We start from the raw sequence: 20,611 nt of genomic DNA, 5'->3' as shown, positions 1-20,611 counted from the left end.
GGGGGCTTTCGTCAGGCGACGCGTTCGCGCGCGATGGGGCCGGGCGCCGCTTCGATGACCGTCATGGCCAACCGGATGAGATCGGCATCGCCGTTGAATTCGTTGTCTGCGATCTTATGCAAGAGTACGGCGACCTGTTCGATCTGGCGGGCGGCTTTGAGAGGCCCTGCATTGACGGGCCTGAACCCTGCGTCGGTGATTAGGGTACGGGTTACCTGTCCGGCCGCAGAATCGTCGCATGCATAGAAGACGGCCGGTCCGACAGGCGCCTTCGACCATGCGGCCGCTTCGAGGACCGGGGCGGCGAGAAGGTTAAAGCCCTTAACGATCCGTGCCTTCGGCAAACGCTGCTGCAGGTTCTCGGAAGTCGAACTGTCGCGCATGAATTCAACGTCATGGAAGTGCACGAAGTCCGAGGTGACGCCGAGCGGGTTCATCGTTTCGATGACGACCTTGCCATCGAGGGCGTCGCCAACTTCTGCCACGATTGCCTCGACTCGCGGCCAGTAGACCGAGAACAGGATGACCTCGCCGAATTCGGCGGCCTCCCGGATGGTGCCAAGGCGCGCCCTGCTGCCCAACTCGGCCAAAAGCGGGGCGAGTTTCCGATCCTCGCCGTCCTTCGCAATCATGAGGTCGTGGCCTGCGGCTGCCCAAGCACGCGCAAGGCGTCCGCCGACGTTGCCTGCATTCAATATTCCGATTTTCATCTGAGTTCCTTTGACTTCAAGCGTTGACGCTGGGGTGCGTGCGTCGGCTTGAGACATAAGGATGCCCATCGAAGCGGATTAGACGCCGGGAGCAACTCAATCTGTTGCTTCGACAAGCAACAATCGGGGCGGGCGCACTCGAGCAGGCGGCGTTCAGTCGTGGCCGAACGCTTCCCGGCACAGGTCGACGAAGCTTCTTACTTTCGGATCCATGTATCGCGTTGACGCGAAGACCGCATGGACGGGCATGGGCGCGCCTGCCCAGTTGGGGAGCAGGCGAACCAGCGTGCCTTGGTCAGCGTCGTGATCTGCCATGAAGCGAGGGAGGTGCGCGATGCCGAGCCCGGATAGAGCCAAGTTCCTGGCCGCGACGATGTTGTCGAGCGCGCACCGGGGCGCGCGGAATATGTGTTCGGTCGTCTCGCCGTTGACGAGGGTCCAGCTCGGACGGCCCTTCGACGATTTCATGATGAGGTCGTGCTCGTTCAGATCACCGACGTCCCACACCGGGGCGGACCGCTGAAGATATTCCGGGCTTGCGTATAGGCCGTAGGTGATCTCCCCAAGCTTGCGCGCGGAAAGATCCGAGTCCGGCAGGGTGCCAAGACGGATGGCGACGTCAATGCCCTCGTGAATGATGTCGACGAACCGGATCGAGTAGACCGTCTCAACAGTGACCTTCGACCATTGCTTCAAGTAGGCGGCGATCCAGCGGTCGACGCGAGTGGTTCCGAATTCGGGAGTTGCCGTGATCTTCAGGCGGCCCTGCGGTTCCTGATGCTGGTTGGCCACGGCGGCCTCGGCCGCTTCGGCAGCCGCAAGGATCGATGACGCGCGCTCGAAATAGTCCCTGCCGACCTCGGTTACGCTGAGGCGCCTCGTCGAACGGTTGAGCAACCGCGCGCCGAGTTTCTCCTCCATTCGTTGGACGATCCGGCTCACCCGCGCCTTGTCTGTCTCAAGCCGTTGCGCCGCAGCGGTGAAGGATTCGTTCGCCACGACAGTGACGAAGACTTTCATCTCCGAGAAGCCGATTGTCGCCGTCATGCGGGGATCTCCGAAAGACATCACCTCGGGAATGTGAAGGGCGCCCGAAAACAGGCGCCCTAATCCTTACTTCTTGATCGTATCTCCGCTCGCGAGTTCAAGGAACAACGCGACATGTACCGGCGGCATGGATTCGAGCGTCCCGCCGATCGGCGAGGGACGTTCGGCAGTTTCGATGAGCTTCCGCGCCTCAGATGGCGACAGTGGTTCGCCTGGCTGTTTGTAGACCTTCTTCGCCTCTTCTTCCGTCAGGCCCTCAGGAATTTCCGGCGTGTAGGGCGTGAAGTAGATCGACGTATTGGGTTCGATCCGCCAGCTATCGGCGAGGGACCCCGCATCGACGACGTCGTAGCCGATGTTTTCAATGAAGCGAGTGACGGCATCCTTCGCGGATACATCGTCTCCTGCGATGGGGAGAGTGGTCCGGCGCGAATCGCCCTTTGGACGAGCGTTGCCTTCCATGTGGATCCATCCGAGATTGTGGATGCCCTTGACCACCTTGGCGTCCCGAAGGTGCCGCTGTACGAGTTCGCTGGATGTCAGCTCGCCGTTATCCAGATCGGCTCTGCGAAACTCTCCCAGGCCGGGATAGTAGTTGGTCTGGTCGAGCACGATCTTTCCCGCGAGGTTCTCCGTCGGCAGGGCCTCGAATGTCGCCAACGGGATCGCGATCGAGACAATATCCGCGCTCTCGATGGCTTCCTCGACAGTGCCGGCGCGGGCTAGTGGGCCCAGCTCTTGTACGAGTCCGACGAGTGTTTCCGGCCCGCGGGAATTGCTGATCACGACGTGGTAGCCAGCGGCGACAGCCAAGCGAGCGACTGCCTTGCCTACCAGGCCGGAGCCGATGATTCCAATTATCTGCGTCATTTGCGATTTCTCTCTCTGAACGACGGGAAGCCCGCCAACATGTCGTGGTACCTGCGGGAACGTCTTCCGTTCCGCGGCACGACTGGAGATGCGGATTTGTTCAAAGAGATAACAGTGCGAGATGGAGCAACTGACTGTTGTCCCCGACGGCGACAATCAACGCGATCTCAATTTGTGAGGGATATATCGGCTCTAAACCCCTCGCGGCAGAGATCGATGAAGCCCCGCACCTTGGGATCCATATATCTAGTCGAGGCGAAGACGGCATTAACGGGGACTGTGCTGCGTGCCCAGCCCGGCAGGACCACCGTCAATGCGCCCTTTGCCACATGCGGATCCGCAAGATACCGCGGAAGCTGGACGATCCCCAAACCCGACAGTGCGAGGTTTCGCGCCGTGATCGTATTGTTGACCACGCAGCGTGGCGTCCGGGTGATCTTTTCGATTTGATCGCCATTCACCAGGCTCCAGGAAGGGCGCCCACGAGGAACGTGCATTATCAGATCGTGATCGGCGAGGTCTTCCACGCCGTGGACGTCCGGCCGATGTCGCAGATACTCCGATGAAGCATACAGGCCATAGGACAGCTCGCCCAGCTTCCGCGCTGAAAGGCCTGAATCCTGCAGAGTTCCGATGCGGATGGCGACGTCGAAGCTCTCGTGCACGAGATCGATGATCCGGTTCGTGTATTCGGTTTCCACCGACACCTTCGACCAGCGCTGAAGAAAATCGGCGATCCAGGCGTCGACCTGGGTAGTCCCGAATTCTACACCAGCGGTCACTTTCAACCGTCCTTGCGGTTCCTGCGCTTGCTGGGCCACAGCAGCCTCGGCGGCTTGCGCGGCGGCCAGTATCGAAGAAGCCCTTTCGAAATAATCCCGGCCGACGTCGGTCACGCTGACATGCCGCGTCGATCTGTTCAGGAGACGAGCTCCGAGCTTTTCTTCCATGCGCCGAACAGTCCGGCTGACTCGTGCCTTGTCCGTGTCGAGGCGTCCCGCTGCGGCCGTAAAGGATCCCTCGGTCACAACGGCGATGAATGCCTGCATCTCTGCGAAATTAATCGTTGTCGTCATGAGCAACACAGTGTGTAATTGTTGTTCTTTGTTTCTCACTGCCATGCCGGAGATGTTATGGCAACCCGAGCGCCACTAACTGGCATGAGCTTGTAGAGGCGATATTCAACCGGATCCGACGGCCTGGTGACCGACGTGGATCGGCCGGGCGCCAACGCCACTGCGCAACCAACTACAACCCGGAACAGGCGACCCCAACACGCATTTCAGACCGGCGGGCCGACAGCTACCACCGAAGCTACTCGACAGCACGACGACCGCGGCCAGCGCAGCTATTCTGCGCAATGAGCCGGTCAAAGCGCCACCTCCACCGGCCGCGGCAATGCCGCAGCCATCAGGCTTTGATTATTCCTTCGGCGGCCCGCCCCGCCGCTCCAGCGCCGTCTTGCGGATGGTCTCCGCGATCTCCGGACTACTGCTCGACAATATCTGGAAATCCACGGCGTACAGCGACAGCAGCGATACCTCGGTTGCTGCGCTGACGGTCGCTGAGCGAGGATCGCCACTGACGAGCGCCATCTCGCCAAAGAAGTTTCCGGCACCGAGTTCCACTGGATGGTCAGGTGTCGCCACGGTGACCCGCCCCTCGACAATGAAGAACATCTGATTGCCAATATCGCCCTTGCGGCAGATCACGGCACCTGCGGGGACAATGCGCGGTCGCAACGCGGGAAGCGGTGGCTCCGGTGAGTAGATTGATAGCCGCTCGAAGAGACCATCCACGCGCCATGCCTTGTCTAAGTCCCGCCGTTTGGCCCCTCTGGTCATGCGTCCGCATGAACTCGGAGAGCACGCCGGAAAGGTGGCTCGGAGCAGGCTTACTGGCGAGCACTTGGGCAGCCGTCAGCGGAACTCGTAGATGTCTGATGGTCTTCGCTGCATGCAACCTCAATCCTGCCATCGTATGTGTCCAACCCTTGTGCAATAGCCGTGAAGTAACGAGCTGTTGCTAAGGTCTTGGAAGCTTAGATGTTTTGAGCTTCACTGCATTGGGGTCGGTGGCGCACCCGACAGGATTCGAACCTGTGACCTTTGGAATCGGAATCCAACACTCTATCCAGCTGAGCTACGGGTGCATGCCTGAGGCGGTTTGAATCGCCTGTCCGATGGGTGGTTCTTAGCCTAGCTTGCGGCCGGCTTCAATCGCGAATTTCTCAGAAATACCGATGCTTGCGGTTTGCAGGGTGTTTTTATTCGTCAGCTCCCGCGCTGCGCACAAAAAACTCCGCCGGCCTTGCGGGCGGCGGAGCGGGTTGTCGGGGGCAGGGCGTCTTGGCGGGGCTCAGATCTGCATGGCGCCGGGGCCGGGAATGGCCTTGGGCGGCACCTTGCCGAGGATGATCATGCCGAGCACTTCATCCTTGGTCACATCCTCGGTGCGGGCGTGGCCCACTAGTTGGCCGTTCTTCATCACCGAGACGCGGTCGGCGAGGTCGAAGACGTCGTGGATGTCGTGGCTGATGAGGAAGATGCCGATGCCTTCCTTCTTCAGCTGCTTGATCAGTTCGCCCACCTGCGCCGTCTCCTGGGGGCCGAGTGCCGCCGTCGGCTCGTCCATGATCAGGATGCGGGCGTTGAAGAGGATGGCGCGGGCGATCGCCACCGATTGCCGCTGGCCGCCCGAAAGCGCTTTCACCGGCTCCTTGAAGCGCTTGAAGTTGGGGTTGAGCCGCCCCATCACTTCGCGGGCCGAGGCCTCCATCGCCACGTCGTCGAGCGTGCCCCAGCGGGTCTTCAGCTCGCGGCCGAGATAGAGGTTGGCGGCGGCGTCGACATTGTCGGCGACGGCCAGCGTCTGGTAGATCGTCTCGATGCCGTATTTCTTGGCGTCGCGCGGGTTGCGGATGTCGGCCGGCTCGCCGTTGATCAGGATATCGCCGCTATCGCGCTTATAGGCGCCGGAGAGGATCTTGATCAGCGTCGATTTGCCGGCACCGTTGTGGCCGAGAAGGGCGACCACTTCGCCGGGGTAGAGATCGACGGAGGCATTGTCCACGGCGTGGATGCCGCCGAAGGAGATCGAGATGTTTTTCAGTTCCACAAGGGGAGTGCGTTGATCAGCCATGTCTAGGGCTCCTCTCACTTGGCACGGGCGCGATAGACGGTGTCGAGCCAGACCGCCACGACGAGAACGGTGCCGACGACGACGCTTTGCAGCGGTGTGTCGACATGCGCGAGGACCATGCCGGATTGCAGCGATTGCATGACCAGCGCGCCGAGCATGGCGCCGGCGATCGTGCCGGTGCCGCCCGCCAGCGAGGTCCCGCCGATCACGGCGGCGGCGATGGTGTAAAGCTCGTCGAGCGTGCCCTGCGAGTTGGTCGCGGCGTTGAGGCGGGCGGTGGAAATCGCCGCCGCGATTGCCGCCAGGATGCCCATCAGCGCGAAGATGCGCACCGTCACCCAGCGGGTCTTGATGCCGGCGAGTTCGGCCGCCTCGGGGTTGCCGCCGATCGCGAAGACATAGCGGCCGAAGCGCAGACGGGTGGCGATGAAGGTCATGATGATGCCGACGACGATCGCGATCAGCACCGGTACGGCGATGCCGTAGGGAATATCCAGGCCGGTTTCGGGCCAGGGGATATTGTTGGTCTCGGCATATTTCTTGGCGATGTTGATCGGCCAGTAATAGCTGTTGGCGATCGACACCGCGCCGAGGATCAGCACGCAGCTCAAGATAGCGAGGAAATATTCCGCCCAGATCGGCCGGCGCGGGAAGCCGAAGCGGCGCCGCTGCCGGCGCGAGCCGACAATGCTGGCGACGACGAACAGGCAGGCGGCGATGCCGACGATCCAGCTCCAGGTGGCGCCGATCGAGCCCTCCGCGCCGCCGCCCATGATGCGGAAAGTCTGGTCCATGGGGGCAACCGTCTGGCCGCTGGTCACAAGCCAGGTCGCGCCGCGCCAGACCAGCAGGCCGCCGAGGGTGACGATGAAGGAGGGAACGTTCAGGAAGGCGATGATGATGCCCTGGAAGGCGCCGATCAGGCAGCCGGCGGCAATGCCGATGATGAGGGTGATCGCCCAGGTGAATGGGCTGTCGAAGCCGATATATTCGGGCAGGATTTTTGCCTGGGTCACGCCCATGATCATGCCGCAGAGGCCGAGCACGGATCCCACGGAAAGATCGATGTTGCGGGTGACGATGATCAGCACCATGCCCGTGGTCATGATCGCGATATCGGTCGTCTGGACCGAGAGGTTCCAGAGGTTGCGCGGGGTCAGGAACAGGCCGCCGGTGATGATGTGGAAACCGATCCAGATGATGATGAGCGCGCCGATCATGCCGAGCAGGCGCGTGTCGATCTCGGTGGCGCGGAAGAAGCGGGTCACCGGATTGGCTTCCGCCGTTCGCGGTCCGCTTGATGCTGTTGATTTTACCATTTCGGCCATGGGTTTGCCGTTCCCCCATTATGTTTGGACGGGTGCGCCGGCGTGCCCGAAACTTGGCGGCGTCATCGTCTGTTCTTCAACTGACCATCGCGATGCTTCCGGAAACCGTGGCGTGGCGTCGCGACACCCTTCCGGCAGGGAATGCAGGTCCGCGATGGTGCGGCGGGGCGGAGGAACTGCATCCTTGGAGTTCGCATCCGCATCCGGCGCCGCAACGGTCTCTCCGCTGCGGCGCCGGCAGTTCAGTCCGAAGCGTGCTTACTTGCAGGCAGCGACGGTGTCGGCCTTGACGCCCTGGCAGGCCTCAGCCTTGGAAATCCAGCCGGCGTCGATGACGACGTTCAGGTTTTCCTTGGTGATCGCCTGCGGCTTCAGGAAGACCGACTGCATTTCCACGCCCTTCGGGCCGCCCTTGAAAGCCTGGGCGCCGTCGATCTTGCTCATGTCCTTGCCGCCGGCGAGGTCGAGAGCGATTTCGGCCGCGCGGGTGCCGAGTTCGCGGCTGTCCTTCCAGACGGAAACCGTCTGCGTGCCGAGCGCGATGCGGTTCAGCGCCGCCTTGTCGCCGTCCTGGCCGGAAACCGGAACGGAGCCGGCAAGGCCCTGGGCGTCGAGCGCTGCGATCGCGCCGCCGGCCGTGCCGTCGTTCGAAGCAACGACAGCGTCAACCTTGTTGTTGTTGGCGGTCAGGAACTGCTCCATGTTGCGCTGCGCATTCTCAGGCAGCCAGCCGTCCGTATAGGCTTCGCCGACGTTCTTGATCTTGCCGGCGTCGATCGCGGCCTTCAGCACTTCCTGCTGGCCGGAGAACAGGAAGTCTGCATTCGGGTCTGAGGATGAGCCCTTGATGAAGACGTAGTTGCCTTCGGGCTTCGCCTTGAAGACGCCTTCGGCCTGCAGGCGGCCGACTTCCTTGTTGTCGAAGGTGATGTAGAAGGCAGCCGGATTTTCGATCAGGCGGTCGTAGCCGACGACCGGGATGCCTTCGGCAGCGGCCTTTTCGATCGCCGGGCCGATGGCGTCGGAATCCTGGGCGAGAATGATCAGCGCGTTGGCGCCCTGCGAAATCAGCGATTCGACGTCGGTCAGCTGCTTGGCGGCCGAAGACTGCGCGTCAGCGGAAATATACTTGGCGCCCTTGGCTTCGAGAGCCTTCTTGATCGCGGCTTCGTCGGTCTTCCAGCGCTCTTCCTGGAAATTCGACCAGGAAACGCCGACGACGAGATCGGCAGCCATGGCCGCCGTATGCACGGAAACGAGAATGGCCGCGCCTGCCATCAATTTCAAAATAGACTTCATACTATCCTCCCGAGTGAGTTGCGACCGGCCCAGCCCATGCTTCCTCCGGCCACCGCGAAAAGCTGTCGAGGGAAATTCGGATTATTTTCTCGACAGTCGAGAAATTTGATGTCAGAGATTTTTTCGGCTGTCAACACTGGGCCGTCAGCTTATTTTTCCTTGCGGAACGGCGGTTGGCGATGCAGTGGAAGCGAGGGCGGAGAGAAGCATGATGCCGAAAAGTCTGAGCGGTTTTCGGGCGAACAACATGCTCTAACGATTGAATAGGGGAGAGGGCGGCATTCATGCTGACCAAGTCGAGCACGGAGCTGGTCCGGCAGAGAAACAGCGTGCTCGTGCTGTCCGTGCTGCGCCGTCACGGCGCGCTTGCCCATACCGAAATATCCGATTTCACCGGCCTTTCCTCGGCCACCATCTCGGCGATCACCGCCGATCTGGAACGCGCCCATATCATCGAAAAATCCGAGCAGCAGGCGGCCAGCGGCCGCGGCCGGCCGCGCGTGCTGCTGCGCCAGCGCCGCGATTGCGGCTATCTCATCGTCGTCATCATCTCGTCCGATGCGGTGCAATATTCGCTTGTGGATTATGCCGGCAAACTGATCGACCGTTTCAGCGAGGAGCGCTCGCATGATCCCGCAGGGGCCGCCCGTTTCGTCGCAGGCGTGCGCGCCGGGCTGTCGCGCATTCTCGAGCGCTCCAGGATTTCCCAGGAAAAAGTGCTGCTGATCTCGATCAGCAGCAAGGGGCTGGTCAACTCAACCGAGCCGGTCCTTCTGTGGTCGCCGATCTTCGGCAGCGATCAGATCGATTTCGAATCGGCGCTCCGGCCGGATTGGCAGGCCAAGGTCATCCTCGACAACGAAACCCTGCTGGTCGCCGCCGCCCTCGGCGCCCGGGAGGAGATCGTCAAGGGCGCCGATTTCCGCTCGCTCGCCGCACTCTCGCTCGGCCACAGCATCGGCCTCGGCATCGTCAGGCGCGGCGGCCAGACACAGGAGATCTCGGCGCCGAATTTCGGCCACATGCTGCATATGGCGGGTGGCGGCCTCTGTCGCTGCGGCACCCGCGGCTGCATCGAGGCCTATGCCGGCTTCTACGCCATCCTGCGCAGCGCCTTCGAAGTGCCCCTCGATACGATCCCGGCAAAATTCGTCCCCGTCACCGAACTCGACAAAATCGCCGCCAAAGCCCGCCAGGGCCACCGCACCTCCACCATCGCCTTCCGCCAGGCGGGCCTCGCCCTCGGCAACGGCCTGTCGCGCATGCTCAGCCTCACCGAGCGCATGCCCATCGCCATCACCGGCCCCGGCACCCGCTATTACGACCTGTTGCGCCAGGGTATCGAAGAAGGGCTGGGACAGTCCCATATCGTCCGCATGGAAGGCATGCCGGAAATCCGCGTCGTCGCCGACGAACCCATCCTCGTCTTCGAGGGGCATCTCAACCGGGCACTGTCGGTGATCGACCAGGATATCGTGATTTCGGGGGTGCAGGGCGGAGAGTAGCGCCAAAGCCCCTCCCCAACCCCTCCCCACAAGGGGGCGGGGCTTAACCCGTTGCCCCGACGGCGACCAACCGGAGAGGCCTCACTGGCTGAGACCGTCCCATAAATTGTTCGGTCAAAGTTATCGCAAGCGCCGCGGCAGGTTAGCTCCTCCCACCTGTGGGGAGGGGTTGGGGTGGGGTCTTCCAAACCCTCCGAACCGCTTCAGTCCAAGCCGCCCCAGTACGCTGCGGCTCTCAGCCTTGAGCCGCCCATCCACACCACATCCTTCAGCAACAATGGGCAGGTCGCACCTCCTCTTGCTCCTTCATTCCTGTGACGAGCACAGGAGGGCGGGGAGTAGGTGCCAAAACCCCTCCCCAACCCCTCCCCACAAGGGCGCGGGGCTTAACCCGTTGCTCCGACGGCGACGGAAAAGGGGAGGTCTCACTGGCTGAGACCGTCCCACAAATTGTTTCGGTGAGTTATCGCAAACAGTGCGGCAGGTTAGCCCCTCCCACCTGTGGGGAGGGGTTGGGGAGGGGGCTCGCAAACGCTCCGAACCGCCGCACAGCCGCCCACTTCGCGCCAGACGCTTGCCCCTCACTCTAGCCCTCTCCCCGTTTTACGGGGAGAGGGGACGTGCCCCACGAGACGCTTTTGAGGAACGGAGAGGTGGCGGCATACCTCCTTCGCCCCGTTTACGGGGAGAAGGTGCCGGCAGGCGGATGAGGGGCTGGTCTAGCCGGCTCCGCAGCCCGCCCTCAAAAGCAAAATGGCCGGGCAAACACCCGGCCATCCCAAACCTATCTGCCAACCGAACGACAGCCGTCAGCCAACCTTAATCAACTTGCCTTCCTTGACCGACTGCACCGCCGCATCGGCGAGCGCCAGCGCCGCCAGGCCATCGGCGCCCGACGGCGAGATCTTCGTGCCCTTTTCGATCGCGGCGATGAAGGCGGCGATTTCGTTGGCGTAGGCTTCGGTGTAGCGGGTCATGAAGAAATCATGCAGCGGCGGGCGGGTGTAACCGTCGCCGTTTGCCACTTCGATCGAGACCGGGCGCTGGTTTTCGGCCGCCGCCATGCCCTTGGCGCCATGCACTTCGATGCGCTGGTCGTAGCCATAGGTGGCGCGGCGGGAGTTGGAGATGACGGCCTGCCTGCCGGACTTGGTCTGCAGGATCACCGAGACGCTGTCATAGTCGCCGGCTTCGCCGATCGCCTTGTCGACCAGCACGGCAGCGGTCGCCAGCACCGAGACCGGCTCTTCGCCGAGCAGGAAGCGAGCCATGTCGAAGTCGTGGATCGTCATGTCGCGGAAGATGCCGCCCGAGCGCTTGATGTAATCGACCGGCGGGGCGCCGGGATCGCGCGAGGTGATCGTCACCATTTCGACATCGCCGATCTTGCCGTCGTCGATGACCTTGCGCACCGCCATGAAATGCGGGTCGAAGCGGCGGTTGAAGCCGACCATCAGCTTGGCGCCGGTTTCTTCCACCACCTTGATGCAGGCCTTGACGCGGGCGACGTCGAGATCGATCGGCTTTTCGCAGAAGATCGCCTTGCCGGCGCGGGCGAAGCGCTCGATCAGGTCGGCATGGGTGTCGGTCGGCGTGCAGATGACGACCGCGTCGATATCCTTGGATGCCTCGATCGCCTCGATGGTGCGGACCTCGCAGCCATAGGCCGAGGCGATGGCGTCGGCCGCCTGCGGAAAGGCGTCGGCGACCGCGACCAGCGTCGCATTGGCGTCGCCGCTGACGGCTTTCGCATGAACCTTGCCGATGCGGCCGGCGCCGAGAAGACCAAATCTCACTGTCATAGCAACCTCCCTTGAATTCGGAACAAATAAACCGAATTGCCATAAATCTGGAATTTTCATTCCATCTTCTCTGCGCCGCGTCAAGCCCGCGGCTCTTTCACATTTGCAAGATTCAAACTAAAGACAAGCGCGACAAATGCCATGGCCGGTGCGACACAAGCCATGGGCATGGTGACATATGCGACCGCGGGGCTGAGATGCAACTGATTGATCCGAACCATCCGGCATACCGGCGCCTTTGGGTGCGTGTCGCCATCGTTGCCGTCTGCTTCGGCTGGGCGGCGTTCGAGATCGTCGGCGGCGATCCCTTCTGGGCGGTGCTCTCGGCCGCGGCCGGCGCCTATTCCTTCTATATGCTGTTCTGGACCTTCAATCCGCAGCCTGAGGTCGCCGCACCGGCGGCCGAGCCTGACGCCGATGACGAGGAAGAGGAAGAGCCCGCGGAGATATCCGCGGAAAAGCCCGCCAAAGACGGGCAGGCAGACTGAAATCGGTCAGCGGCCCAATCGCCGCAGCGCCTCGTCGATCAACAGATTGGCCAGCATCATCCGTTTCGTCGCATTGTCGCGGAAGGGCAGGGCGACGCCGTCGGGATGATTGGCGCGGGCGAAGGCGCGGCGCTTCTCGTTGAGCGTCAGCGGCGTATCGGCGGCCGAGATCGCCAGTTCGGCCGCAACCTCCTGCGGCGCCGTGCGGGTGAGATGGTCCGGCATGGCGGGCTCCGGGTCCGGCAAAGGCGCCGGTTTCTCTGCAGATCCGGCGGCGGCGTCGAGATCCAGATTGTCGAAATAGGCTTCGCCGATCCGCTGCGAGGCGACCGAGACTCCCTCCATGACATCGAAGGCAAAGCCGGTGCCGAGGCCGGCGACACGATGGGCGGCGGGCGCTTCGGCCTCTTCAGCCGTCTCGTCCTCTTCCTTCAGCCGCTCCAGCACTGATTGAAATACCGACTGTCCGAACAGCATCCCGCATCCTCAAGACCATTCGTCTTCGTCGATTGACCGACGTGCTCAAATTTTTTCACGCAATTTCCGGACGCAAAAACCGCTACGCCTTGTGCTGGAATTGCTCCGGCGCGCATTAAAGATGGGCAAGATGGCGCCGGGCTTGCGGATCTCGTCAGCCCGCCTGCTTCTGGCTTTCCTCCAGAATGATGTCGTAGAGCAGCCTGGCGCTCGGCGGCAGCGCCCGTTCCCTGGCGGTGATCAGGCTGTAGGGTTTGACGTTGATGTCGAAATCGATCGGCAGCATGCGCACGTCGGAGGCCCTGGCGCTCTGGCTGGAGAGGAACTGGGCGACGTCGGTGGCAACCGGTGCAATCGCATCGGTTCCGCAGACGATGGCGCAGGTCAAAAGCAGCGACGATGTGTTGACGATATTCTCCGGCAGCGCCACGCCGCGCGACAGGAAAATATCCTCGATCGTCCGGCGCAGCAGCGTGCCCGGCGGCTGGAACACCCAGTCGTAATCCCTGATATCGGCAAGACTGCTGGTCTTTTTCTTTTTCAGCAGCGGATGGCGGTTGCGCACGATCAGGCAGGCGCGCTCGATGCCGATCTCCGTCACCTCGAACAGGCGCGGGTTGAGATCGTCGGGAATGCGGCTGATGATGAAGTCGTGGCGGGCGGCCAGCAGCTCGCGGGCGAGCACGTTGCTGGTCTCCACCTGGATGTTGATCTCGATGCCGGGATAAGCCTTGCGCACCCTGTTGATCGCCGGCACGACGAGGCTCATGGCTGGCGCCGTCACCGCGCCGATGAAGACCGAACCGCCCTTGCCGCTCTTCAGTTCGCCGATCTCGCGGCTTGCCTCGCGCAGCTCCAGCAGGATCTTGCGCGCCCGCCTCGCAAGCGCCGCGCCGAAGGTCGTCAGCACCACGCCGCGGGCGACGCGCTCATAGAGCTGAGTCTTGGTGATCGATTCCATTTCGGACAGCATGCGCGACGCGGCGGGCTGGGAAATGTTCAGGACTTCCGCAGCTGCGGAAATCTGTCCGCTATCTTCGATTGCGACGATCATCCGCAGGTGATTCAGCTTAAGTCCTGCCCTTAAAAGGCTGTCATTGCCGAAACTATCGCTGTGGATATCGACATGGTCCATGGAAATGGGCTCTGAAACAATCGTCATGGTTGCAGCCTCCTCGCTGCGCTCCATCAAAAGTAATACTTTTTAACGATATACCAAAATTGTTATGCACTTTACCAGTTATTCTATTTGACAGTTATAGGAATCCATACCAGTTTGCCGCCGTGTGCTGGTTGGCACTCAACACGTGTGAGATCGTGGAGGAGACCTACTTCGTTTCTCACCATCTGAAGTAACTATCCAATACGGAACCTGCCACAGTTTCGGGGGCGGGCGATTTTTCGTCCGCTGCACTATTAACAAGGGAGAGAGAAATGAAGTCCATTATCTCATTGATGGCTGCGGCTGCCTTCGGCGTCGCTTCGTTCGTTGCACCGGCAATTGCTGCCGACAAGGGCACCGTCGGCATTGCCATGCCGACCAAGGCTTCGGCTCGCTGGATCGACGACGGCAACAACATCGTCAAGCAGCTCGAAGCTGCCGGTTACGCCACGGACCTGCAGTATGGCGACGACGATATTCCGAACCAGCTTTCGCAGATCGAAAACATGGTCACCAAGGGTGCCAAGGTTCTGGTCATCGCTTCGATCGACGGCACGACGCTTTCCGACGTTCTGCAGAAGGCGCACGATGCCGGCATCAAGGTCATCGCTTATGACCGTCTGATCCGCGATTCGGGCAATGTCGATTACTACGCGACCTTCGACAACTTCCAGGTCGGCGTTCTGCAGGCCGGCTCCATCGTTGACGGCCTCGGCCTCAAGGATGGCAAGGGCCCGTTCAACATCGAACTGTTCGGCGGTTCGCCTGACGACAACAACGCCTTCTTCTTCTATGATGGCGCCATGTCCGTCCTGCAGCCCTACATCGACTCGGGCAAGCTCGTCGTGAAGTCCGGCCAGACCGGCATGGACAAGGTCGGCACCCTGCGTTGGGATCCGGCAACGGCCCAGGCCCGCATGGACAACCTGCTCTCGGCTAACTACACCGACGCCAAGGTCGACGCCGTTCTGTCGCCTTACGACGGTCTGTCGATCGGTATCATCTCCTCGCTGAAGGGCGTTGGTTACGGTACGGCTGCTCAGCCGCTGCCGATCGTCACCGGCCAGGACGCTGAAATCCCGTCGGTCAAGTCGATCATCGCTGGCGAACAGCACTCGACGATCTTCAAGGACACCCGCGAACTCGCCAAGGTCACGGTTGCCATGGTCGATGCCGTCATGTCCGGCAAGGAGCCTGAGGTCAACGACACCAAGACCTACGACAACGGCGTCAAGGTCGTTCCGTCCTACCTGCTGAAGCCGGTTGCCGTCGACAAGACCAACTACAAGCAGATCCTCGTCGACAGCGGTTACTACTCTGAAGACAAGCTGAAGTAAGACGTTAAGCAGGAGGCCGGAACCCGCGCTTGCGGGTTCCGGTCTTCGATTTTATGATCGCCAAGCCGCTTGGCGGCCCAAGGCGCTGGAACTTTGACTATGGACAACACCATCCTCGAAATGCGGAGCATCACCAAGACGTTCCCGGGCGTCAAAGCGCTGGAGAACGTGAACCTCAAGGTTCGCAAGGGTGAAATTCACGCATTGGTCGGCGAAAACGGAGCCGGCAAATCGACCCTGATGAAAGTCCTATCGGGCGTCTACCCCACCGGAAGTTATGACGGCGACATCGTCTATGAAGGCGAGACGCGCAACTTCAAGGTCCTGAAGGATTCCGAAGAAATCGGCATCGTCATCATCCACCAGGAACTGGCGCTCGTGCCGTTGCTGTCGATCGGCGAGAACATCTTCCTCGGCAACGAAAATGCCAAGAGCGGCGTCATCAGCTGGGACGAGACGTTCAACCGCACCAAGCAGCTGCTCAAGAAGGTCGGCCTGTCGGAATCTCCGAACACGCTGGTGACCGACATCGGCGTCGGCAAGCAGCAACTGGTCGAGATCGCCAAGGCGCTGTCGAAGAGCGTCAAGCTGCTCATCCTCGACGAGCCCACCGCCTCGCTCAATGAAAGCGATTCCGACGCGCTGCTGACGCTGCTGATGGAATTCCGCAAGCAGGGCATCACCTCGATCATCATTTCCCACAAGCTGAACGAAATCCGCAAGGTCGCCGACCAGATCACCGTGCTGCGCGACGGCATGACGGTCAAGACGCTCGACTGTCACGCGGACGAGATCAGCGAAGACATCATCATCCGCAACATGGTCGGTCGCGATCTCGAAGACCGCTATCCGCCGCGTTCGGTGCCGATCGGCGAAACCATTCTCGAAGTGAAGAACTGGAACGCCTATCACCAGCATCACCGCGACCGCCAGGTCCTGCACAATATCAACGTCACCGTCCGCAAGGGCGAGGTCGTCGGCATCGCCGGCCTGATGGGGGCGGGGCGTACCGAGTTCGCCATGAGCCTGTTCGGCAAATCCTACGGCCACAAGGTGTCCGGCGAAGTGCTGATGCACGGCAAGCCGGTCGATGTCAGCACTGTGCGCCGGGCGATCGACTCCGGTCTCGCCTATGTCACCGAAGACCGCAAGCAACTCGGCCTCGTGCTCAACGACACGATCCTGCACAATACGACGCTGGTCAATCTGAAGGCGGTGTCGAACGCATCGGTCATCGACAGCGTCAAGGAATCCCGGGTTGCGACCGATTATCGCTCGAAGCTGCGCATCCGCTCTTCCAGCATCTTCCAGGAAACGGTCAATCTTTCCGGCGGCAACCAGCAGAAGGTGGTGCTGTCGAAGTGGCTGTTCTCCAATCCCGATGTTTTGATCCTCGACGAGCCGACGCGCGGCATCGACGTGGGTGCAAAATACGAAATCTATACTATCATCAATCAGCTCGCGGCTGACGGCAAAGCCGTTCTGATGATCTCGTCGGAAATGCCGGAACTTCTGGGCACCTGCGACCGCATCTACGTCATGAATGAAGGGCGTATCGTTGCGGAACTGCCGAAGGGAGAAGCGAGCCAGGAAACCATCATGCGCGCCATCATGCGCTCAGGAGAGAAGAAACAATGACGCCGATCAATCAACCCATCGCTGAGCAAGGGCGCGTCGTCTCGATCGGAGACTACGTTCGCGGCAACATCCGGGAATACGGCATGTTCATCGCGCTGATCGCGATCATGGTGTTCTTCCAGATTTCGACCGGCGGCGTTCTCTTCAGGCCGCTCAACCTGACCAACATCATCCTGCAGAACTCGTTCATCGTCATCATGGCGCTCGGCATGCTGCTGGTCATCGTCGCCGGCCATATCGATCTTTCGGTCGGCTCCGTCGTCGGTTTCATCGGCGCCATCGCCGGCGTGATGACGGTGCAATGGCACATGAATTACGTGCTGGCGGGTGTCGTCTGTCTGGCTCTCGGCGCGCTGGTCGGCGGTCTGCAGGGCTATTTCGTCGCCTATCACAAGATCCCGTCCTTCATCGTCACGCTGGCCGGCATGCTGGTCTTCCGCGGCCTGACGCTGTTCGTGATGACGGCGTCGGGCACGGGCACCAGCATCGGTCCGTTCCCGCCGGAGTTCCAGCTGATCAGCATCGGCTTCCTGCCGAACCTGCTCGATACGGGCGGCCTCAACTCGACCTCGATGATCCTGACCGTCGTCGGTGCCGTTACCCTCTTCTATATGGCGTGGCGCAAGCGGCTGTCGAACGAGCGGCATGGCAATGACGTCGAGCCGATGGGCTTCTTCCTCGTCCAGAACATCGTTGTTGCCGTCGCCATTCTGGCGCTCGGCTACCAGCTGTCGATCTATCGCGGCTTCCCGAACGTGCTGGTCGTCATGCTCGCCCTGGTCGCCGCCTACGCCTTCATCACCCGTCGCACGACGATCGGCCGCCGCATCTACGCCATGGGCGGCAATGAGAAGGCGACCAAGCTTTCCGGTATCAACACCGAGCGGCTGACCTTCCTGACCTTCGCCAATATGGGTCTGCTCGCCGGTCTCGCCGGCCTGATCGTGGCGCTGCGCCTCAACTCGGCGACGGCCAAGGGCGGCTTCGGCCTCGAGCTCGACGTCATCGCGGCCTGCTTCATCGGCGGCGCGTCGGCCCAGGGCGGCGTCGGCAAGGTGACGGGTGCGGTCATCGGCGCCTTGATCATGGGCATCATGAACAACGGCATGTCGATCCACGGTCTCGGCACCGACTCGCAGCAGATGGTCAAGGGTGCGGTGCTTCTCGCCGCCGTGTTCTTCGACGTCTACAACAAGAACAAGGGCTGAGCGCTCAAGCGCAGCCTCGCATTCGCAGTCATATGAGTGATCAATTCCGGCTCCTGATGGAGCCGGACAGGCGGAGCTTTTCCTGGTCTTCGCCGGAACGAGAAGGATCGAAGTCGTGCTTATTTCCCAGATCAAGGGTGCCAACGGAGAGATCGTCGTCGCCGTGCGCGAGCAGGGCGGCGCGGCTAGGTCGGTCAACAATGCCGCCAGCGTCTATGCGCTGGCGATGGAAGCCGCCGACGGCGGCAAGTCGCTGGCCTCAGTCATCGAGGCGCATGGTTACGGCGCTGCCGTCGATCTCGAAAAAGCCTATGCGGACGGCCGCTTCCTGCCGCCGATCACCCATCCGGACGCCGCCCACCTGCATCTGACCGGCACCGGTCTCACGCATCTCGGCTCCGCCGCCACCCGCGATTCCATGCACAAGAAGACCAGCGAGGCGGCCGAGGAAACGCTGACCGACTCGATGAAGATGTTCAAGATGGGCCTGGAGAACGGCAAGCCGAAGGCTGGCGAAAAGGGCGTGCAGCCCGAATGGTTCTACAAGGGCAACGGCCATGGCACGGCTGCCCCCGGCGCCCCGCTGGTCTCGCCCTCCTTCGCGCTCGATGGCGGCGAAGAGCCTGAAATGGCTGGCATTTACGTCATCGCCAGCGACGGCTCGCCGTTCCGCATCGGCTTTGCGCTGTCGAACGAGTTTTCGGACCACGTCACCGAGCGGATCAACTATCTCTATCTGGCCCACTCGAAACTGCGCCCCGCCGCCTATGGTCCGGAAATCCGCATCGGCGCCGCCCCCGACGACATCCGCGGCACCTCGCGCATCAAGCGCGGCGACAAGGTGATCTTCGAAAAGCCCTTCCTGTCGGGTGAAGCCAACATGTCGCACACCTTCGCCAATCTCGAATATCACCATTTCAAATACGGCCTCTTCCGTGCACCCGGCGATGTCCATGTCCATATGTTCGGCACGGCGACCCTGTCTTTTGCCGACGGCATCAAGGCGGAAGAAGGCGATGTCTTCGAAATCGAAGTCGCCGAATTCGGCCTGCCGCTGCGCAATCCGCTGAAGGTGGCCGCCGAAGAAGAGATCGCCGTCAAGCAGCTCTGATTTTCAATAAGCGGTAAAGGAGGCTTGTTCAGCCCATGACCATTTATCAAAACCTGATCGCCGGCGAATGGGTCGGCACCAACGCGACGAAGAACATCAATCCGTCCGATACCAACGAAGTCGTCGGCCTCTATGCCGACGGCAGCGCCGAAGACACCAAGAACGCCATCGCCGCCGCCAAGGCTGCCTTTCCCGCCTGGTCGCGCTCCGGCATCTGGGAACGCCACGTCATCCTGAAGAAGGCCGGCGACGAGATCATGGCGCGCAAGGACGAACTCGGCGCGCTGCTTGCCCGCGAGGAAGGCAAGACCCTGCCTGAGGCGACCGGCGAAGTCATCCGCGCTTCGCAGATCTTCGAATTCTTCGCAGGCGAAGCCTTGCGGCTGGCCGGCGAGGTCATCCCGTCGGTGCGCCCGAACATCGGTGTCGAAATAACCCGCGAGGGTCTCGGCGTCATCGGCATCATCACGCCGTGGAACTTCCCGATCGCCATCCCGGCCTGGAAGATCGCGCCGGCGCTCTGCTACGGCAACACCATCGTCTTCAAGCCGGCCGAGCTGGTGCCCGCCTGCTCCTGGGCGATCGTCGACATCCTCAACCGCGCCGGGCTGCCGAAGGGCGTGTTGAACCTGGTCATGGGCAAGGGCTCGGTCGTCGGCCAGGCCATGCTCGAAAGCCCCGACGTTCACGGCATCACCTTTACCGGTTCGACCGGTACCGGCCGCCGCGTCGCCGCCGCCTCGATCGAGCATAACCGCAAGTTCCAGCTGGAGATGGGCGGCAAAAACCCGATGGTCGTGCTCGACGATGCCGACCTCAACGTTGCAGTGGAAGCAGCCGCCAATTCCGGCTTTTTCTCCACCGGTCAGCGCTGCACCGCTTCCTCGCGACTGATCGTCACCGAAGGCATTCACGACAAGTTCGTCGCAGCTCTGACCGACAAGCTGAAGACGCTGGTCGTCGACAATGCGCTGAAGGCCGGCACTCATATCGGCCCCGTCGTCGACGAGCGGCAGTTGAAGACTGATACGGACTATATCGAGATCGGCAAAAAGGAAGGCGCCAAACTCGCCTTCGGCGGCGAGGTGATTTCCCGCGACACGCCCGGCTTCTACCTGCAGCCGACGCTGTTCACCGAAGCGACCAACCAGATGCGCATTTCGCGCGAAGAGATCTTCGGACCTGTGGTCTCGGTGATCCGGGCGAAGGACTACGACGAGGCGCTTGCCATCGCCAACGACACGCCGTTCGGGCTTTCGGCCGGTATCGCCACGACCAGCCTGAAACATGCGACGCACTTCAAGCGCAATTCGGAAGCCGGCATGGTCATGGTCAACCTGCCGACCGCCGGCGTCGATTTCCACGTGCCGTTCGGCGGCCGCAAGGGCTCGTCCTACGGCCCGCGCGAGCAGGGCAAGTACGCCGCCGAATTCTACACAACCGTCAAGACCGCCTACACGCTGGCTTGAGACGAAGGGCGATAACCCT

General features: G+C 61.7%; 17 protein-coding genes, 1 tRNA gene and 1 pseudogene. 7 read left to right on the top strand and 12 right to left on the bottom strand.

Features of this window, described 5'->3' with window-relative positions; genetic code table 11:
- Positions 1-11: 11 nt before the first annotated feature.
- The 9 genes and pseudogenes from AMK05_RS16760 to xylF form a co-directional block, all read right to left on the bottom strand.
- Complete coding sequence (locus AMK05_RS16760) at positions 12-767, bottom strand: NADPH-dependent F420 reductase (protein ID WP_225881125.1); 756 nt, start codon at positions 765-767, stop codon at positions 12-14.
- A gap of 96 nt (positions 768-863) precedes the next feature.
- Positions 864-1,757 (bottom strand): LysR family transcriptional regulator, encoded by an 894-nt coding sequence (locus AMK05_RS16755; RefSeq protein ID WP_049733787.1) that lies wholly within the window; start codon positions 1,755-1,757, stop codon positions 864-866.
- 66 nt (positions 1,758-1,823) lie between these two features.
- Complete coding sequence (locus AMK05_RS16750; protein ID WP_064840294.1) at positions 1,824-2,627, bottom strand: NADPH-dependent F420 reductase; 804 nt, start codon at positions 2,625-2,627, stop codon at positions 1,824-1,826.
- A gap of 167 nt (positions 2,628-2,794) precedes the next feature.
- Positions 2,795-3,703: a LysR family transcriptional regulator gene (locus AMK05_RS16745; RefSeq protein WP_064840292.1), complete on the bottom strand. Its 909-nt coding sequence runs from the start codon at positions 3,701-3,703 to the stop codon at positions 2,795-2,797.
- 345 nt (positions 3,704-4,048) lie between these two features.
- Positions 4,049-4,375: pseudogene (locus tag AMK05_RS16740) on the bottom strand (cyclic nucleotide-binding domain-containing protein); the annotation flags it as partial.
- 327 nt (positions 4,376-4,702) lie between these two features.
- Positions 4,703-4,779, bottom strand: a tRNA-Arg gene (locus AMK05_RS16735).
- Positions 4,780-4,985: 206 nt separating this feature from the next.
- Positions 4,986-5,768, bottom strand: coding sequence for an ATP-binding cassette domain-containing protein (locus tag AMK05_RS16730; protein ID WP_007630865.1), 783 nt, complete (start codon positions 5,766-5,768; stop codon positions 4,986-4,988).
- A 14-nt stretch (positions 5,769-5,782) separates the two neighbouring features.
- Positions 5,783-7,096 (bottom strand): sugar ABC transporter permease, encoded by a 1,314-nt coding sequence (locus AMK05_RS16725; RefSeq protein WP_064840289.1) that lies wholly within the window; start codon positions 7,094-7,096, stop codon positions 5,783-5,785.
- Positions 7,097-7,354: 258 nt separating this feature from the next.
- Positions 7,355-8,395, bottom strand: coding sequence for a D-xylose ABC transporter substrate-binding protein (xylF, locus tag AMK05_RS16720; protein ID WP_064840287.1), 1,041 nt, complete (start codon positions 8,393-8,395; stop codon positions 7,355-7,357).
- Between the two features lie 284 nt (positions 8,396-8,679).
- Between xylF and AMK05_RS16715 the strand changes: the two genes are divergently transcribed.
- Positions 8,680-9,900, top strand: a complete 1,221-nt coding sequence (locus tag AMK05_RS16715; protein ID WP_064840285.1) for an ROK family transcriptional regulator — start codon at positions 8,680-8,682, stop codon at positions 9,898-9,900.
- Between the two features lie 809 nt (positions 9,901-10,709).
- Here the strand turns inward: AMK05_RS16715 and iolG are convergent.
- The gene (iolG, locus tag AMK05_RS16710) at positions 10,710-11,702 is read right to left on the bottom strand and encodes an inositol 2-dehydrogenase (protein ID WP_064840282.1); all 993 of its coding nucleotides are present in this window, start codon (positions 11,700-11,702) and stop codon (positions 10,710-10,712) included.
- A gap of 197 nt (positions 11,703-11,899) precedes the next feature.
- On the opposite strand from iolG, the gene AMK05_RS16705 reads away from it, so the two are divergent.
- The gene (locus AMK05_RS16705; RefSeq protein ID WP_064840280.1) at positions 11,900-12,190 is read left to right on the top strand and encodes a hypothetical protein; all 291 of its coding nucleotides are present in this window, start codon (positions 11,900-11,902) and stop codon (positions 12,188-12,190) included.
- 6 nt (positions 12,191-12,196) lie between these two features.
- Here the strand turns inward: AMK05_RS16705 and AMK05_RS16700 are convergent, their stop codons facing one another.
- Both AMK05_RS16700 and AMK05_RS16695 read right to left on the bottom strand, forming a co-directional pair.
- The gene (locus tag AMK05_RS16700; protein ID WP_064840278.1) at positions 12,197-12,667 is read right to left on the bottom strand and encodes a hypothetical protein; all 471 of its coding nucleotides are present in this window, start codon (positions 12,665-12,667) and stop codon (positions 12,197-12,199) included.
- Positions 12,668-12,821: 154 nt separating this feature from the next.
- Positions 12,822-13,829 (bottom strand): LysR family transcriptional regulator, encoded by a 1,008-nt coding sequence (locus AMK05_RS16695; RefSeq protein ID WP_064841417.1) that lies wholly within the window; start codon positions 13,827-13,829, stop codon positions 12,822-12,824.
- Between the two features lie 272 nt (positions 13,830-14,101).
- Between AMK05_RS16695 and chvE the strand changes: the two genes are divergently transcribed.
- The 5 genes from chvE (at position 14,102) to AMK05_RS16670 (ending at position 20,592) form a co-directional block, all read left to right on the top strand.
- Positions 14,102-15,166 carry a multiple monosaccharide ABC transporter substrate-binding protein gene (gene chvE / locus AMK05_RS16690; RefSeq protein ID WP_064840276.1) on the top strand — a complete coding sequence of 355 codons (1,065 nt, stop codon included), beginning with the start codon at positions 14,102-14,104 and terminating at the stop codon, positions 15,164-15,166.
- Between the two features lie 99 nt (positions 15,167-15,265).
- Positions 15,266-16,804, top strand: a complete 1,539-nt coding sequence (mmsA, locus tag AMK05_RS16685) for a multiple monosaccharide ABC transporter ATP-binding protein (RefSeq protein ID WP_064840274.1) — start codon at positions 15,266-15,268, stop codon at positions 16,802-16,804.
- The gene (mmsB, locus tag AMK05_RS16680; protein WP_064840272.1) at positions 16,801-18,012 is read left to right on the top strand and encodes a multiple monosaccharide ABC transporter permease; all 1,212 of its coding nucleotides are present in this window, start codon (positions 16,801-16,803) and stop codon (positions 18,010-18,012) included. Before mmsA ends, mmsB begins: the two co-directional genes overlap by 4 nt.
- Positions 18,013-18,127: 115 nt before the next feature.
- Positions 18,128-19,123, top strand: a complete 996-nt coding sequence (gene araD1 / locus AMK05_RS16675; protein WP_064840269.1) for an AraD1 family protein — start codon at positions 18,128-18,130, stop codon at positions 19,121-19,123.
- 35 nt (positions 19,124-19,158) lie between these two features.
- Positions 19,159-20,592, top strand: coding sequence for an aldehyde dehydrogenase family protein (locus tag AMK05_RS16670; protein ID WP_064840267.1), 1,434 nt, complete (start codon positions 19,159-19,161; stop codon positions 20,590-20,592).
- Positions 20,593-20,611 lie beyond the last annotated feature (19 nt).

This window comes from Rhizobium sp. N324, from assembly GCF_001664485.1.
Lineage (GTDB): Bacteria > Pseudomonadota > Alphaproteobacteria > Rhizobiales > Rhizobiaceae > Rhizobium.
Note: the sequence above shows the minus strand (reverse complement) of the source record. Positions and strands in the feature narration are given on the sequence as shown.

Bases quoted from the DNA above. Each gene is read 5' to 3' on its own strand.
- AMK05_RS16760 (WP_225881125.1), bottom strand. From the start codon at position 767: ATGTCTCAAGCCGACGCACGCACCCCAGCGTCAACGCTTGAAGTCAAA.
- AMK05_RS16755 (WP_049733787.1), bottom strand. From the start codon at position 1,757: ATGACGGCGACAATCGGCTTCTCGGAGATGAAAGTCTTCGTCACTGTC.
- AMK05_RS16750 (WP_064840294.1), bottom strand. From the start codon at position 2,627: ATGACGCAGATAATTGGAATCATCGGCTCCGGCCTGGTAGGCAAGGCA.
- AMK05_RS16745 (WP_064840292.1), bottom strand. From the start codon at position 3,703: ATGACGACAACGATTAATTTCGCAGAGATGCAGGCATTCATCGCCGTT.
- AMK05_RS16730 (WP_007630865.1), bottom strand. From the start codon at position 5,768: ATGGCTGATCAACGCACTCCCCTTGTGGAACTGAAAAACATCTCGATC.
- AMK05_RS16725 (WP_064840289.1), bottom strand. From the start codon at position 7,096: ATGGCCGAAATGGTAAAATCAACAGCATCAAGCGGACCGCGAACGGCG.
- xylF (WP_064840287.1), bottom strand. From the start codon at position 8,395: ATGAAGTCTATTTTGAAATTGATGGCAGGCGCGGCCATTCTCGTTTCC.
- AMK05_RS16715 (WP_064840285.1), top strand. From the start codon at position 8,680: ATGCTGACCAAGTCGAGCACGGAGCTGGTCCGGCAGAGAAACAGCGTG.
- iolG (WP_064840282.1), bottom strand. From the start codon at position 11,702: ATGACAGTGAGATTTGGTCTTCTCGGCGCCGGCCGCATCGGCAAGGTT.
- AMK05_RS16705 (WP_064840280.1), top strand. From the start codon at position 11,900: ATGCAACTGATTGATCCGAACCATCCGGCATACCGGCGCCTTTGGGTG.
- AMK05_RS16700 (WP_064840278.1), bottom strand. From the start codon at position 12,667: ATGCTGTTCGGACAGTCGGTATTTCAATCAGTGCTGGAGCGGCTGAAG.
- AMK05_RS16695 (WP_064841417.1), bottom strand. From the start codon at position 13,829: ATGACGATTGTTTCAGAGCCCATTTCCATGGACCATGTCGATATCCAC.
- chvE (WP_064840276.1), top strand. From the start codon at position 14,102: ATGAAGTCCATTATCTCATTGATGGCTGCGGCTGCCTTCGGCGTCGCT.
- mmsA (WP_064840274.1), top strand. From the start codon at position 15,266: ATGGACAACACCATCCTCGAAATGCGGAGCATCACCAAGACGTTCCCG.
- mmsB (WP_064840272.1), top strand. From the start codon at position 16,801: ATGACGCCGATCAATCAACCCATCGCTGAGCAAGGGCGCGTCGTCTCG.
- AMK05_RS16670 (WP_064840267.1), top strand. From the start codon at position 19,159: ATGACCATTTATCAAAACCTGATCGCCGGCGAATGGGTCGGCACCAAC.